Raw genomic sequence first — 13,259 nt, 5'->3', positions numbered from 1 at the left:
CGATGCTTTTGTGCGATATTGGGAACTCATTTTTTCACTTTTATTACAAAGGCAGAGTTTGGAAAGAGGGATTTAACGCCCTAACCAAAAAAAATGAAAATTACCGCATTTACTACATTTCCGTAAATCCTAGAAGTGAAAAAAAGTTATTAGAAACGCACAATAATTGCGAAAATATCGCCCCGCTGATTGCGCTTGATACGATTTATGAAGGTTTGGGGATTGATAGAAAGGCGGCGTGCTTTGGCGTGGATGAGGGCATAATAGTGGATGCCGGAAGTGCCATCACAATTGATATCATCCGCAAGGGAGTGCATTTGGGCGGATATATAATGCCCGGCATTGAGAGTTATAAAAGAATGTTTTCAAAAATCGAGGTGCTGAGCGTTGATTTTAATTTAGGTGTTTCGCTTGATTGCATTCCGCAAAATACGCGAGATGCGATTAGTTACGGGACGCTAAAAAGCATTGTGCTAAATATTGGCGATATTGCAAAAGATTCTGCGATTTATTTCACAGGGGGCGATGGGAAATTTTTAGCGCAGTTTTTTAGCAATGCGATTTTTGATAGCACGCTAATTTTCAAAGGGATGACAAAAGCAATAAACAAGGGGAAAAGATGACTACAATCGCACTGCCAAAGGGCAGAATCGCAGATGAAGTTTTGGCGATGATTGGGCGGATATTTGATGATGAATTTTGCTTTTTGGATAGGAAACTCATTTTGCAAAAGGGCGATTTTCGCTTTTTGCTCGTGCGAAATCAAGATGTGCCAAGTTATGTTTTGCACCAAGCGGCGGATTTAGGCATTGTGGGATTGGATGTTTTGGAGGAAAATAAATGCGATATTATTCGCCTTTTGGATTTGGAAATCGGCAAATGCAAGGTTGTGCTTGGTTCAAAAAATGGCGAAGTTTTGGACTTTAACAAACCGCAGATTAAAATCGCTACCAAAATGCCAAACATAACTCGCGAATTTTTCTCCAAAAAGGCGGTGGCGACAGAGATTATAAAACTTTATGGTTCGATTGAACTTGCGCCACTTGTGGGATTGGCGGATGCAATCGTGGATATTGTGGAAACCGGAAGCACGATGAAACAGCACAATCTAAAAGTCGATGAAGTTATTATGGAGTCAAGCGCGTATTTAATCGCAAATCAAAATAGTTTTTACGCGAAAAAAAGGGAGATTTTGGACTTATATGAGAAATTGGAAAATGCAAAGAGATGATTTGTTTTTAGATTCTGCGAACGCACAAAAAACGCAGAATCTAATGCAAAAAATCCGTCATTGCGAGATTCTGCGAATGCAGAATCTAAAACTACCCACCCCCTTAATCCCCCTCCGCAAGGGAGGGGGAATTTTTGGGAATTTTCTCCGCAAGGGAGGAAAAATATATTCGTCATTGCGAGTGAGCGAAGCGAGCGTGGCAATCCATAATTTTTGCGATAGCAAAAAATGATAAAAATCAATCGTGCGAAGCACCCAAAACTCGCCCGCTTCGTGGTGCAAAAAATCGGGAGCAAACGAGCAGTAGTGCGAGTGCCGATTTTTTGCTAGAAGCGGAAAAGCGAGGCACTCCCCCTAAAAGCGAAAAAGCGGCTTCTTTTTGGCGAGTAGGGGGAGCGGGGAGGGGGGTGCAGCCCTTTTTGCGAGAAGATTCAAGTGAATCAAAGGGACAAAACGGCGAAAATCTCGCAGATTCTGCGATTTAAGCGCAAAACGCAGAATCTAATCAATTTTGTCATACTGAGCGTAGCGAAGTATCTCATAATTTAAAAAAAAGAGATTCTTCGCTTCGCACTTTGTGCTACGCTCAGAATGACAAAATGGATTGCCACGATTTGGCGTTGCCAAATCTCGCAATGACGAAATGGAAAGCGAAAATTCGCAAAATCTCGCAATGACAGAAAAAGGGCGTAGGCAATGACGGCGCAAGTGAAATTCGCAGAATCTTACGCAAAATTCGCAGAATCTACCCACCCACTTAATCCCCCGTGCGCATTTGGGAGGGGGAGAATTTGCTAGATTCTGCATTTTGTGATAAAATCGCAGAATCTAAAAAGAGATTCTTCGCTTCGCATTTCGACTTCGCGCGAGAATGACAAAATGGATTGCCACGATTTGGCGTTGCCAAATCTCGCAATGACGGAAAAATGGCGTAGGCAATGACGGCGCAAGTGAAATTCGCAGAATCTTATGCAAATTTCGCAGAATCTTTTGGCAGATTCTGCATTTTGTGATAAAATCGCAGAATCTAATAAATCTTGTCATACTGAGCGAAGCGAAATATCTCAAAACAAAAGAGATTTTTCGCCTACGGCTCAAAATGACAAAATAATGGATTGCCACGATTTTGCTACGCAAAATCTCGCAATGACGGCGCAAGGGAATTTCGCAGAATCTTTGGAGGAACATTATGAAAATATTGATTTTTGTGGCGGTGGTTTGGACGCATTTATTTGGCGCGTGGGTGATGTTTAATGATGGCGAGGACACTTACATTTACAACAATATAAGTGGCGATATTTTCATCCGCCATAGGGGCGAGGGGAAAAATTATGAGGATAAATTCATCAAAATGCCTGCGGGCGAAATTCCGCCAAATCTTAAAAATTCGCAGAATCCGCCAAAAGATTCTGCAAAAAAGTCGCAAAATTCATCTACAAATAGTTATAATAACACACAGCAACCCATCCAAAAAGAGCAAGTTGATGCGATGCGAATGCGATTTCAAGAGTTAGAAAGCAATCTTTTAAATAAGGCGTTAGAATGATACCATTTAGGCAGGGCGTAAAAGGGCGAGAATTTTTTGATTATTTGTTTGATAGGCAGGCGTTGCTGCATTATTTGGCGGACTATCCGCGCGATAAGGAAGTAATGCTGCTACTTTTTGAGATGGAGGATTTGGATGAGTGGTTTTCCATCTATGCGCCAAATATCGTGACAAAAGCAGGTGAAGAGATTTTGGGTGTGATAAATGAAATCTTGCCTTTGGGGGCGAAGTTTTTCCAAATTTCTGATGATAAATATTGCATTTTGTTTGGCGAGGTGGATGCGAGGCGAGGCATCGAATTTGCGCATATTTTAAAGACGCTAATAATCGAGCGAAAGTCCTGCACGAATTTAAGTGAAGTGGATGTGACGATTTCTAGCGGACTTGTGATTGGTGGGGCGGATATCATTATGCCAAAGGCGTTTAGCGCGATTAAATATGCCAAAAAGTTATTTTCAAAAGTGTATTTTTTGGATATAAATGATGAGATTTTCAAAGAGCAGCAAAGCAAAGAGATTGAGTATAACGCACTTATAAAAAATGCCGTGCAGAGTGGAAATATCATCCCATTTTATCAACCGATTTTCGATAATGCTTTGCAAAAAGTGACGAAATTTGAGTGCTTGGCAAGACTGCTTGATGAGAAAAATGATAGAGTTTTGTATCCATTTGATTTTTTGGAGCAAGTGCGGAGAATGGGATTTATGCGAAGTATTACATATTCGATTATAAATCATAGTTTTCAAACTTTTTCAAAAAATAATTTTGAGTTTTCAATCAATATCACAGAAGAGGACATCCGCGATACGCAGATGATTGACTATATCCGCAATCGTTGCAAAAAGCACGGCATTAACCCAAAACGCATAATTATTGAGTTGCTTGAAGATATTGAGTTTGATGATGATGATTTGATAATTAACAATATTTTGATTTTGAAAGATATGGGATTTAAAATCGCGGTGGATGACTTTGGGTATGCAAACTCAAACTTTGGGCGGTTAATCAAAATGCAAATTGACTACATAAAAATCGATGGGCGATTTATCAAAAATATGGACGCAAATCCCATCAGTCACAAAATCGTCCGCTCGGTTACGGAGTTTGCGCGAAATATCGGCGTGCAGTGCATTGCCGAGCACGTGCACTCAAAAGTCACGCAGAATCTAACGCAGAATCTAGGCATTGAATTTTCGCAAGGATTTTTCATCGGCGAAGCAATCAGCAATCCCATCACAAAAGGCGCATAATGAGACGCTCAATCGCAAGGCAATATATTCATATTTTAATGTTTATCCTAACGGCATTTACGATTTTTTATTTGATTTTATTTTACATAAATCGAACTGACGCAATTAAGGCGGAGCTAAACCGCAAAGAGCAGTTGATATCCACTCACATTTCCCGCACGACAAATATCGCAGAATCTGTGAATTTCCGTCAATTGCGATATTTTATAGACACTGCGCGATTATTGGAGCATATTTACAAAAGCGATAAAGAGAAGTTGATTAAGTTTTTGCCAAAAAGTGTGATGTATGATTTTGTCGGTATTATGAATAATGATGGGAAGTTCATCTACTCAAACAACCCAAATCTAGCGAAAATCTTTACTTTCAAACCACATAAAAAAACGCAAACCATAAAATCCACCATTCTTTATGACACACACACGCTTACAACTTACCGCATTTTGAGTTATCCAATCGTCACAAATGGCGCAATTGAAGGATATATCGTAGGATATTTGGATGTGAATGCGTTTATCGATATTAGCGATATGTATCTTATCTCGCAAGATAGTTTTGTGCTAAATAATAGCGATATAAACAGCATTTATTTGGGGAATAAAACATTTGGATTTTTATATCCAAAAGAGTGGGAAAAAATACAGGAAAAAAATGAAGGGCAGTTTAGGACAGATTCTGCGCTTTTCACATATAAACTGCTCGTGCCGGAGAAAAAGGTAAATGAATTTGTAATCGAAACGGGGGATTTGTATTTTTTATCGATGATGACGATTGATAAAAAAGATAGTCCATATCACATCGATAGCATTCGTGCGTTTGTGAAATATGTGGATTTCAAAGATAGGATTTCATATTGGATTATTGGATATTTTTTCATAACATTTACAAGCGTTGTGATGTATATTATCATCATCGGGCGGATTAAAAATAGTCTGCTTGTAAACACCGACCAGCTCACCGGCGCATATAATCGCAGACGCGGATTTCAACTATTAGAAAAACTTACGCATTTTTATAGTTTGGCAAATAAAAGTGCGCTAAATCGCTTTTTTGTAAGGGGGATATTTTTTAGGCGATTTTTCAACTCTCTTCATATTTGCCTAGTGGATATTGATAATCTAAAAAAGACGAATGATAAATTAGGACATAAATTTGGCGATGAACTCATCTCAATCACCATTGCCACGATAAAATCGCATATTAAAAAAGATGAGATGATAATCCGCATCGGCGGAGATGAATTTTTGATTATTTTCATAAATCGCAAGATGAGCGATATTGAGCGCATTTGGAAGGCAATCCAAAGCGATTTTGACAACAAAAATGTAAAAGGCAAGTTTCCATACACAATCAGCGTAAGCAAGGGCGTGATTGAATATCGCAGTGGCGCAAATATCCAAGACTGCATAATCGAAGCAGACGCACTAATGTATAAAGAAAAAAAGCGACACAAAGTCAATTTATTTTTCGACTAAAAGGCGCAAAATGCAAGTTTGTAGCAGAATCTGGGTGAAAAAAGATAATAAAAATTATTTAGGCGTGGGGCGAGTTGAGATTCTGCGAGGTGTGGCGCAAATGGGTTCAATCTCCCAAAGTGCCAAAAAAATGAAGATGAGCTACAAAGCGGCGTGGGATAGTGTTGATGCGATAAATAATCTAAGCGACGATGCGCTTGTGGAGCGATTTATCGGTGGGAAGGGCGGCAGCGGAACGAGGCTAACAAAAGATGGCATTAAGGCAATAGAGGCGTTTGATGCGCTAGATTCTGCGAAAGAGGCGTTTTGCGAGTATTTTGGCGAGTGCAAAGATTTGGATGAGTTAAAAAAGTGCGCGATGAGATTGCGCGAGTTGATTAAGAAAAGTTGATTGAAAAAAGTTGATTTGGTAGGGGCGAGATTCTGCGATTTATCGTGCATTTTCGTGTGCGAAATTGCAAAATTTTGCAAAAAATTATCGCATTTCAAAGAAAATGCAAGGAATTTTGCCTATAATTGCAAATTTTAGTCGCAAATCTTAACGCGCTAAAAAAATATTTTTTAAAGTTAAGGAGAAAAATAATGTTTGAACTACGAAAATTACCCTACGAAAAAGACGGCTTTGGGGACTTTTTAAGCCCCGTTACCTTTGATTTTCACTACGGCAAACACCACCAAACTTATGTCAATAATCTAAACAACCTTATCAAAGGTGGCGAGTTTGAGGGCGCAGAGCTGTATGATATCATCAAAAAGGCAAGTGGAGGCGTCTTTAACAACGCGGCGCAGGTGTATAATCACGATTTTTATTGGGATTGTATCGCACCAAAGGGCGATTTGGCGATGAGTGCGGAGCTAAAAAGCGCGATTGAGGCAGAATTTGGCAGTGTGGAGGCGTTTAAAGAGAAGTTTTTGAACGCTGCCACTACGCTTTTTGGCTCTGGCTGGTGCTGGCTTGTGTATAATGTGGCAAGTAAAAAGCTAGAAATTATCCAAACTAGCAACGCGCAAACGCCCATCACAGAGGACAAAATCCCCGTGCTTGTGGTAGATGTGTGGGAGCACGCATACTATATCGACCATAAAAATGCGCGTCCTGCGTATTTGGAGAAATATTTTGCGCACATAAATTGGGCATTTGTAAGCAAATCTTATGAGTGGGCGCAAAAAGAGGGCGTAGAATCTGTTAGATTCTACACAAATGAGGTTCATAAACGATAAAATTTTTAGATTCGCGCAAATGCGTGAATCTAAACGAAATCTAAACGAAATCCAAACCAATCCAAACCGCGCGTTTGGTGGTTTTTAGATTTGCGTGAAGTTTTGCTTATTGTTGATAAAATTGCCATTTATTTTTTTGAATTTGGAGTGTTGTATGAAATCATTTTTAATGCGTATAAAGCGCAGAATCTACCATTTTTTCACCCGCGAAATCAATGCTAAATTAGACAAAATTATAATGTTAGATTCTGCGATTTTGGCGCGAAAAAATATGGAATTTTTGCATAATTTTTTAAGTGCAAATAGGGGGGGGGCAGAATAGATTAAAAAACGCAGAATCTAGCGCAGAATCTCCCGCAAAATCCACCAAATCCGCAGAATCTTCCACCAAATCTCCCGCAACAATCAGCATAGAAAACTTCGAATTTAGCGCGTATTCACAAAATGGCGAGGATGGCATAATCGACTTTTTAATCGAAATTTTGGATTTGGAAAATAGCGCGTATCCAAGGGCGTTTGTGGAGTTTGGTGTGCAAAATTACAGCGAAAGCAACACGCGATATTTGCTTAAAAAGCGAAATTTTATGGGATTAGTCATCGATGGGAGCGCAAAAAATATTGATTTTATACGGAATGATGAGATTTATTGGAAGTTTGATTTATGCGCGAAGTGCGCCTTTATCACGCGTGAAAACATAAATGAGATTATAAAAAATTGGATGGACTCTGCGAAATTATCAAATGTCGCGGTTTTGAGTGTGGATATTGATGGCGTGGATTACTTCGTGTGGGAGGCGATAGAGTGCGTCCGCCCTGCGATTGCGATTGTGGAATATAATGCGCTTTTGGGTAGCGCAGAATCTAAAAGTGTGCCTTACAGCGCGAACTTTGAGCGATTTAGCGCGGATTATAGTGGATTGTATTTTGGGGCGAGTATTTGCGCGCTTATCGCACTTGGCGAGCAAAAAGGGATGAAATTTATCGGCGCAGAATCTAGCGGAACAAATCTATTTTTTGTGGATTCTGCACTCGCGAAAAAGGTGGATTTTTTGCAAATTCATAGTTTGGAGGAATATTGCAAAAGGCACAATGCAAGGCAGAGCAGGGACAAAAATGGCAATCTTAATTTTATGGGTGGCGATGAAAGGGCAAAATATTTGGCGGATAAAAAATTTGTAGATTTGAGTTAGAAAATATCGCAGATTCTGCGAATTTGCGCGAATCTAATCCTTTAAATCCCCGCCCACAGCGTAAGCGATATAAAATAGCGACCAAGCACACGCCACAAACGCAAATATCAAAACAAAAATTCCAATCATTTTAATTTCCTTAATTTCTTTGTATATTGCAAAAATAATTTCACAAAAATCCAAATCGCAATAGATAATAGGACAATGCCTATTGCAACGCCTATTCCTAACGCCAAGTCAAATTCTTTGTAATGTGTCGCCGTGTAGCCAAATATCGCAAACAGCGTGGCTACAAACAACATAATAAAACCTTGAAAAAATTTGACTTTCGCCTTAACATCGTCTTTTTTACTCATAACTGCGGATTATAGCGAAAATAATTTTATTTTGCTATAATGCTTAACTTTTTTGCAATTTTTTTGGAGATAAATTTTTGGGGAGATAAAGCGCAAAAATGTTTCGAATAGCTCTTGTGATACTAGCTTTATTGTCGGTGCAACTTCACGCTTCTGGCTTTAAGATAAATGAGCAAAGTCTGCGCTCTATCGCGCTTAGTAGCGCGTATGTGGCGGCTGCTTATGGGGCGGATTCGAGTTATTTTAATCCCGCGAATATGGGCTTTTTGGACGGGATTCGAAAAGACAAGCACGATTTGGAGGTGAGTTTAACTGCGATTTATATTCCCGGCTTCAACTTTACCACTGACACGCGCACAAAGCAAATCGGGGAGGGTAGCATAAATTGGGGGCTTACTTCAAGCACTTATATGGGCTATTTGCAAAATGACGGCTCTATGAAGCCCCCAATAGATGATAATCTGGCGGCGGTTGCGAAGTTTTTTGGGATTAACGGATTGGATACGCTGAAAAATCCCATTGTCGTGCAACACGCCGTCCCAAATCAGCACGGCACATTTGGTTACAGCGCAAATGGTGCGATGGTCGATGGGAGCGCGGATACGACTATTTTCCCCGTGCCAAAGCTATTTTATAAGAGCGAGAGTTTTTTAAACTACGGCGGGGGCGGATTCAACGCTGGACTTGCATTTACTGCGCCTAGTGGCTTGGCGATGACTTGGAATGGCGAAGCGGGGGACTTTCTAAAAGATGTGATGATTGCGATTTTGGAGCTTAGCCCTGCGATTTCTTATCAATTTCGCGAGATGATTTCGATTGGTTTTAGCCCGCGAATCTTATATGGAATGGGGAATTTTAATAACACCGTTTATGTCCCACTGCAAGGCGATGTGTTGCTGAAATTGCAAGACTTTGAATCCATACCTGACGCGCTAATCCCGCCTGTGATGAAAGAGCTGATTGACAATATCAACAACGCGCAAAATATGGGCGGATTCGCGGGATTTTTTGTCGGTGGCGGGGCGCATTGGAATAATAGAGAGCGATATAATAATCCTACGCTTTTTAGCCCCGAGCGGTGGTTTGGAATCCCTGCGCCTGAGTATATGGGCGATTATAAAAACATTTCATCATACAATAAAAAAGTGCGTGAAGCAAATGCGATAATGAAGGCAAATTGGAATCATTATCAAAACGAATGGGCAAATGGGCATTTAGAATGGCGATATAATGACAAAACTTGCGCAAGTCAGGATTCGATTTGTTTGCCTACGGTATTCAATCCCGTGCCAAATCAAACATATAAAACCACCTTACCAAATGGCATAGAAACCACAGGATTCAAATTCGTAAATGGCATAAATTATTGCATAAAAAATGGCTACACAACTTCTTGGTTTTTTGGCTGTCAAAATATGAATTATGGCGAACTAAATAAAATTAAAGCTAAACACGGGCATACGGGCGATTTATATGTGAATTGCTACACGGGGACATTTTATAATTTTGATGGCACTTTACAAACGACAAATCCGGGACCTTGCAACTATCCAAACCCCACCGAAAAAGATGAAAACGGCGCACCGCGCGGATATAATTATCTATGGGGCGCAAAAGAAGTCGCAAACGCCTTTGGTATGGGCGATATGGATATAAAGACGATTTTGCAAGGCTCTACCAAAGTCGAGCAGCGAAGCAATGGAGCGGATTTGGCGTTTGGCTATCGCGCTGGGATAACATATCGCCCGATAAATACCAAAAACTACGCGCTTACGGCAAGTGTGGTGTTTGATTCGCCTGTGAAGTTTAAATTTAAGGGCAAATTGGACGCGGATACTTACATAGGCGACCCCATTGGCGATGTGAATATGAAAGCGGATTTGGCGTTAGAAACGCAACTCCCCGCACAGCTCAAAGTAGGCATTGCACAGCGAATCTACAATCTAACCATCGAATTTGTCTATGAAAAAATCTGGTGGAGTGGCGGGAAAAAGTTTGATTTTAGTTTCAGCAATCCCACATTTACCGCGCTAAACCCCGATAGCCTTGTCGCGCAACTCATAAAGGCGGGGAAAATCGATAGTATGATGGATATGGCAAATTACAACGCAGTTGCGATGGGCAACGGCTGGAAGGATACAAACGCCTATCGCTTGGGATTTACATATCGAATGGATAATGGCATCACAATGATGTGGAGCGTGGCGTATGATGAAAGCCCCGTCCCGCAAGAGCAAATCGGTATCCCTGATAGCACTGCGTATATCGTGGGCGGTGGCATAAACTTCCCCGTTACAGAAAATCTCACGCTTGGCGCAAGTGCGACAATGTATCTAAAAGACGGCTCAAAGAGTATTTATCAGTCAGGCGATTTGGGGAGGTTGATATTGGCGAATCTATCAATGGGGTATTCGTTTTAGTTTGGCAATTTGTTCTGGGGTAATCATTTGCGTTGTTTTGGCACAAAATTTCGCTCAATGAACCCATCAGTTCTATCTCGCTCATTTCGCGCCAAAACAACGCAAAGCACTACCGCCATTACTTCGATTGTTTAAAAAGACATAAAACGCAGATTCTGCGACTCGCACGAAAAATTATAAAATCGCAGAATCTGCCCCCATTTCGTCATTGCGAGGCAAATCGATAGATTCGCCGAAGCAATCCACAATAAAATCAAATCCGTGCGAAGCACCAAAATCTCGCCCGCTTCGTGGTGCAAAAAATCGGATTCAAACGAGCAGTAGTGCGAGTGCCGATTTTTTGCTAGAAGCGGAGAAAGCGAGAGCCCTCCCCCTAAAAGCGAAAAAGCGGCTGCTTTTTGGGGACACAATTAAATGATTGGGGGGAGCGGAGCGGGGGTGCAGCCCTTTTGCGAGAAAAAATAAGCGAATCCAAACAAAAAAATGACGAAAATATCGCAGATTCTGCGAATCAAACAAAAATCGCAGAATCTAATGCAAAAAATCCAAATTTTCGCAGAATCTAAAAGCAAAATCCGCACAAATCTACTTCATATTCACAAACTCCCAATTCTCCGCCTTATAAATATCGCCCCGCACTTTGAGCGCATCGCTAATTATCCACCGATTTGCCTCATTTTGCTCCAATCGCCACGAATACAAAATCGTGTGAAGTAACTCCCGATTTTGCGGATAATTTTGCAAAATATTTGGCGGCACATTTGGACATCCGCCTTTTAGATTCGCACAAAAAATGCTCGCCACATCGAAGTTTGCCATCAAACGCTTATCCACCTTCAACTCCCCACGCGCCCCAAAATCTTTGAATAAAAACAGCACATCCGCATTGCCGCTTGGCATATTTATCGCATCATATCCCCCGTGGTCGCTCACAACCAAAATCTGCGTGTTATCATAAATCCCCGCATTTTTGAGATTTTTCACGAAATCGCGCAAATAATGCAGGGCACACGCTTCGGTGTCATAATGCTGATATGAATTTCGCGCATCCATCGCATTTTCATAATTCATCTGCGCTGTGTGCGGATAATCATCCCACGCCGTTTTTGTGCTAAAAAAGTCGCAACTCCGCCCATCAAAATACCGCGAGAGGGGATAATGCGTAATTAGCGAGTGGATAAACTTAAAAGTCGGTTTCGCAGAATCTACGCGCAGATTTTGCGTAAATGCGTAAAAACTAGCAGAGTAACTTATCGCACTCATCGCATTTAGCGTCCTTTGCTTCGCAGAATCTACCATCCAACCATCCACATCTCGATAAATTTTTGCGCGAAATGGATACTCTGGGGCGAATTTGAATAGTCCAAAGTTCAGCAGTAGCGCGATTTGCGTCCCTAAAACGCTTCGATAAATATCTTTTTTAAGCAGATTTTCTCTGCGCTGATAATACTCATCAAACGCCCTGCTACTCGCACTAATGGCGAAAACCTCACTGCGAAACTTTGGCGCAATATTTTGAATATTTGTCGCTACAAATGGCAAAAGCGAAGTTTGAAATCCGCCCTCCGCAAAGGCATTTGCAGTGCTTATAAACGCAGAATCTATTTGCTCTGCGAGATTCTGCGCCCTTTTATTCATATTATAAACTGCGTAATGCTCCCCGCCGATGAGCGTTGCCATCGTTTGCATTGTCGCATTGCCCGAAGAAATCGCGTTTGGATAGAGCGTCCATCCATCTAACGCGCTTTTTAGGTGTGAAAACTGCTCAAAAATAAAAGGCGTATGCGAACCGCTAAACATATCAAGCACGATTACCACGATATTTTTGCCCGTTTTGGAGTATGAAAAAAGCGGAGATTCTGCGTAGGGTAAATTTGCGTTATTTACGATTTGGGGGGGGGCAGAAGTGTTAGATTCTGCGATTATTGCTTGATTCGCAGAATCTACATTTTGTTCCCCCTCCCTTGCGGAGGGGGTTAGGGGGTGGGTAGATTTTATTTTAGATTCTGCGAAATTCGCAAAATCTATGCGTTTTTTAGCGATTTGCACCGCATTCACGCCACTTACAACAATCAGCGTAACAAAAATGATTTTCCACACAAAGAGCAAATATTTTAGCGCAAACGCCACAAAAAGCGCACCCCCGCAAAGCACCAAAACAAACTCCCTTGCGGCACTCACAAGCGCATTTTTATCGTCAAATGGCGTCCTTTGAAACACAAAGTGGTCCATCGCGCCATAATCGCCCGTTAGAACAAAACTATACGCAATGCCGATAAAAAGTGCCACACTTAACGCAAAGGCGGGGATTTTCTGCCACTTTTGCGGGATAAATGAAAGGGCATAAATCGCGCTAAAACTCGCCAATAAAAACGCCCCAAAGAGCGCACCAAGCGTCGCTTTTGTCTGCGTGCTATCAAACTGCGTAATATCGCTATTATAAAGCGCGTAGGGATTAAAAACGCAAATTAGAAGCGCAATGCAAAGGGTAGCAAAAATGGCGATTTGGGGGTAGGGATTCGCAGAATCTAGTGTGGGATTTAACTTCGCTAAATTTGGTAATTTCAACT

General features: G+C 41.1%; 19 protein-coding genes. 15 read left to right on the top strand and 4 right to left on the bottom strand.

Going from position 1 to position 13,259, the window contains the following annotated elements:
• Positions 1 to 2 precede the first annotated feature (2 nt).
• The 4 genes from ACWIUD_RS01665 to ACWIUD_RS01650 all read left to right on the top strand — a co-directional run bounded on the left by ACWIUD_RS01665 (position 3) and on the right by ACWIUD_RS01650 (position 1,716).
• Entirely contained in the window at positions 3 to 623 is a 621-nt protein-coding gene (locus ACWIUD_RS01665) for a type III pantothenate kinase (RefSeq protein WP_454146063.1), read from the top strand.
• Entirely contained in the window at positions 620 to 1,231 is a 612-nt protein-coding gene (hisG, locus tag ACWIUD_RS01660; RefSeq protein ID WP_454146061.1) for an ATP phosphoribosyltransferase, read from the top strand. The genes ACWIUD_RS01665 and hisG overlap by 4 nt, the downstream gene beginning before the upstream one ends.
• Positions 1,203 to 1,463 carry a hypothetical protein gene (locus ACWIUD_RS01655; RefSeq protein WP_454146059.1) on the top strand — a complete coding sequence of 87 codons (261 nt, stop codon included), beginning with the start codon at positions 1,203 to 1,205 and terminating at the stop codon, positions 1,461 to 1,463. The genes hisG and ACWIUD_RS01655 overlap by 29 nt, the downstream gene beginning before the upstream one ends.
• Before the next feature lie 91 nt (positions 1,464 to 1,554).
• Complete coding sequence (locus ACWIUD_RS01650) at positions 1,555 to 1,716, top strand: hypothetical protein (protein WP_454146057.1); 162 nt, start codon at positions 1,555 to 1,557, stop codon at positions 1,714 to 1,716.
• 16 nt (positions 1,717 to 1,732) lie between these two features.
• Here ACWIUD_RS01650 and ACWIUD_RS01645 read toward each other — a convergent pair whose 3' ends face one another.
• Positions 1,733 to 1,984 carry a hypothetical protein gene (locus ACWIUD_RS01645; protein WP_454146055.1) on the bottom strand — a complete coding sequence of 84 codons (252 nt, stop codon included), beginning with the start codon at positions 1,982 to 1,984 and terminating at the stop codon, positions 1,733 to 1,735.
• Between the two features lie 57 nt (positions 1,985 to 2,041).
• Here ACWIUD_RS01645 and ACWIUD_RS01640 point away from each other — a divergent pair, with 57 nt between their 5' ends.
• From ACWIUD_RS01640 to ACWIUD_RS01600, 9 genes are all read left to right on the top strand, one after another.
• Positions 2,042 to 2,173 (top strand): hypothetical protein, encoded by a 132-nt coding sequence (locus ACWIUD_RS01640; protein WP_454146053.1) that lies wholly within the window; start codon positions 2,042 to 2,044, stop codon positions 2,171 to 2,173.
• A gap of 27 nt (positions 2,174 to 2,200) precedes the next feature.
• A complete protein-coding gene (locus tag ACWIUD_RS01635; RefSeq protein ID WP_454146051.1) occupies positions 2,201 to 2,485 on the top strand; it encodes a hypothetical protein in 285 nt (94 codons plus the stop codon).
• Positions 2,421 to 2,777 (top strand): hypothetical protein, encoded by a 357-nt coding sequence (locus tag ACWIUD_RS01630; RefSeq protein ID WP_454146049.1) that lies wholly within the window; start codon positions 2,421 to 2,423, stop codon positions 2,775 to 2,777. Before ACWIUD_RS01635 ends, ACWIUD_RS01630 begins: the two co-directional genes overlap by 65 nt.
• Positions 2,774 to 4,027 (top strand): EAL domain-containing protein, encoded by a 1,254-nt coding sequence (locus tag ACWIUD_RS01625; protein ID WP_454146047.1) that lies wholly within the window; start codon positions 2,774 to 2,776, stop codon positions 4,025 to 4,027. The genes ACWIUD_RS01630 and ACWIUD_RS01625 overlap by 4 nt, the downstream gene beginning before the upstream one ends.
• On the top strand, positions 4,027 to 5,502 hold the full coding sequence (locus ACWIUD_RS01620; RefSeq protein WP_454146045.1) for a GGDEF domain-containing protein: 1,476 nt from the start codon (positions 4,027 to 4,029) through the stop codon (positions 5,500 to 5,502). Before ACWIUD_RS01625 ends, ACWIUD_RS01620 begins: the two co-directional genes overlap by 1 nt.
• 10 nt (positions 5,503 to 5,512) lie before the next feature.
• On the top strand, positions 5,513 to 5,893 hold the full coding sequence (locus ACWIUD_RS01615; protein WP_454146043.1) for a winged helix-turn-helix domain-containing protein: 381 nt from the start codon (positions 5,513 to 5,515) through the stop codon (positions 5,891 to 5,893).
• 191 nt (positions 5,894 to 6,084) lie between these two features.
• Positions 6,085 to 6,723 carry a superoxide dismutase [Fe] gene (gene sodB / locus ACWIUD_RS01610; RefSeq protein WP_454146041.1) on the top strand — a complete coding sequence of 213 codons (639 nt, stop codon included), beginning with the start codon at positions 6,085 to 6,087 and terminating at the stop codon, positions 6,721 to 6,723.
• A gap of 154 nt (positions 6,724 to 6,877) precedes the next feature.
• Complete coding sequence (locus tag ACWIUD_RS01605) at positions 6,878 to 7,045, top strand: hypothetical protein (protein ID WP_454135777.1); 168 nt, start codon at positions 6,878 to 6,880, stop codon at positions 7,043 to 7,045.
• Positions 7,020 to 7,913, top strand: a complete 894-nt coding sequence (locus ACWIUD_RS01600) for a hypothetical protein (protein ID WP_454146039.1) — start codon at positions 7,020 to 7,022, stop codon at positions 7,911 to 7,913. The genes ACWIUD_RS01605 and ACWIUD_RS01600 overlap by 26 nt, the downstream gene beginning before the upstream one ends.
• 125 nt (positions 7,914 to 8,038) lie before the next feature.
• Here ACWIUD_RS01600 and ACWIUD_RS01595 read toward each other — a convergent pair whose 3' ends face one another.
• On the bottom strand, positions 8,039 to 8,269 hold the full coding sequence (locus ACWIUD_RS01595; RefSeq protein WP_454146037.1) for a hypothetical protein: 231 nt from the start codon (positions 8,267 to 8,269) through the stop codon (positions 8,039 to 8,041).
• A gap of 98 nt (positions 8,270 to 8,367) precedes the next feature.
• Here ACWIUD_RS01595 and ACWIUD_RS01590 point away from each other — a divergent pair, with 98 nt between their 5' ends.
• The gene (locus tag ACWIUD_RS01590) at positions 8,368 to 10,689 is read left to right on the top strand and encodes an outer membrane protein transport protein (RefSeq protein ID WP_454146035.1); all 2,322 of its coding nucleotides are present in this window, start codon (positions 8,368 to 8,370) and stop codon (positions 10,687 to 10,689) included.
• Between the two features lie 131 nt (positions 10,690 to 10,820).
• On the opposite strand, the gene ACWIUD_RS01585 is transcribed toward ACWIUD_RS01590, so the two are convergent.
• Entirely contained in the window at positions 10,821 to 10,988 is a 168-nt protein-coding gene (locus ACWIUD_RS01585) for a hypothetical protein (RefSeq protein ID WP_454146033.1), read from the bottom strand.
• 99 nt (positions 10,989 to 11,087) lie between these two features.
• On the opposite strand from ACWIUD_RS01585, the gene ACWIUD_RS01580 reads away from it, so the two are divergent.
• The gene (locus tag ACWIUD_RS01580; protein WP_454146029.1) at positions 11,088 to 11,255 is read left to right on the top strand and encodes a hypothetical protein; all 168 of its coding nucleotides are present in this window, start codon (positions 11,088 to 11,090) and stop codon (positions 11,253 to 11,255) included.
• A gap of 19 nt (positions 11,256 to 11,274) precedes the next feature.
• On the opposite strand, the gene ACWIUD_RS01575 is transcribed toward ACWIUD_RS01580, so the two are convergent.
• The gene (locus ACWIUD_RS01575; RefSeq protein ID WP_454146027.1) at positions 11,275 to 13,257 is read right to left on the bottom strand and encodes a sulfatase-like hydrolase/transferase; all 1,983 of its coding nucleotides are present in this window, start codon (positions 13,255 to 13,257) and stop codon (positions 11,275 to 11,277) included.
• Positions 13,258 to 13,259: the final 2 nt, after the last annotated feature.

This window comes from Helicobacter sp. 23-1044 (assembly GCF_053654695.1).
Note: the sequence above shows the minus strand (reverse complement) of the source record. Positions and strands in the feature narration are given on the sequence as shown.

Coding starts and splice junctions, on each gene's coding strand:
- ACWIUD_RS01665 (WP_454146063.1), top strand. CDS start 3: ATGCTTTTGTGCGATATTGGGAACTCATTTTTTCACTTTTATTACAAA.
- hisG (WP_454146061.1), top strand. CDS start 620: ATGACTACAATCGCACTGCCAAAGGGCAGAATCGCAGATGAAGTTTTG.
- ACWIUD_RS01655 (WP_454146059.1), top strand. CDS start 1,203: ATGAGAAATTGGAAAATGCAAAGAGATGATTTGTTTTTAGATTCTGCG.
- ACWIUD_RS01635 (WP_454146051.1), top strand. CDS start 2,201: ATGCAAATTTCGCAGAATCTTTTGGCAGATTCTGCATTTTGTGATAAA.
- ACWIUD_RS01630 (WP_454146049.1), top strand. CDS start 2,421: ATGAAAATATTGATTTTTGTGGCGGTGGTTTGGACGCATTTATTTGGC.
- ACWIUD_RS01625 (WP_454146047.1), top strand. CDS start 2,774: ATGATACCATTTAGGCAGGGCGTAAAAGGGCGAGAATTTTTTGATTAT.
- ACWIUD_RS01620 (WP_454146045.1), top strand. CDS start 4,027: ATGAGACGCTCAATCGCAAGGCAATATATTCATATTTTAATGTTTATC.
- ACWIUD_RS01615 (WP_454146043.1), top strand. CDS start 5,513: ATGCAAGTTTGTAGCAGAATCTGGGTGAAAAAAGATAATAAAAATTAT.
- sodB (WP_454146041.1), top strand. CDS start 6,085: ATGTTTGAACTACGAAAATTACCCTACGAAAAAGACGGCTTTGGGGAC.
- ACWIUD_RS01605 (WP_454135777.1), top strand. CDS start 6,878: ATGAAATCATTTTTAATGCGTATAAAGCGCAGAATCTACCATTTTTTC.
- ACWIUD_RS01595 (WP_454146037.1), bottom strand. CDS start 8,269: ATGAGTAAAAAAGACGATGTTAAGGCGAAAGTCAAATTTTTTCAAGGT.
- ACWIUD_RS01590 (WP_454146035.1), top strand. CDS start 8,368: ATGTTTCGAATAGCTCTTGTGATACTAGCTTTATTGTCGGTGCAACTT.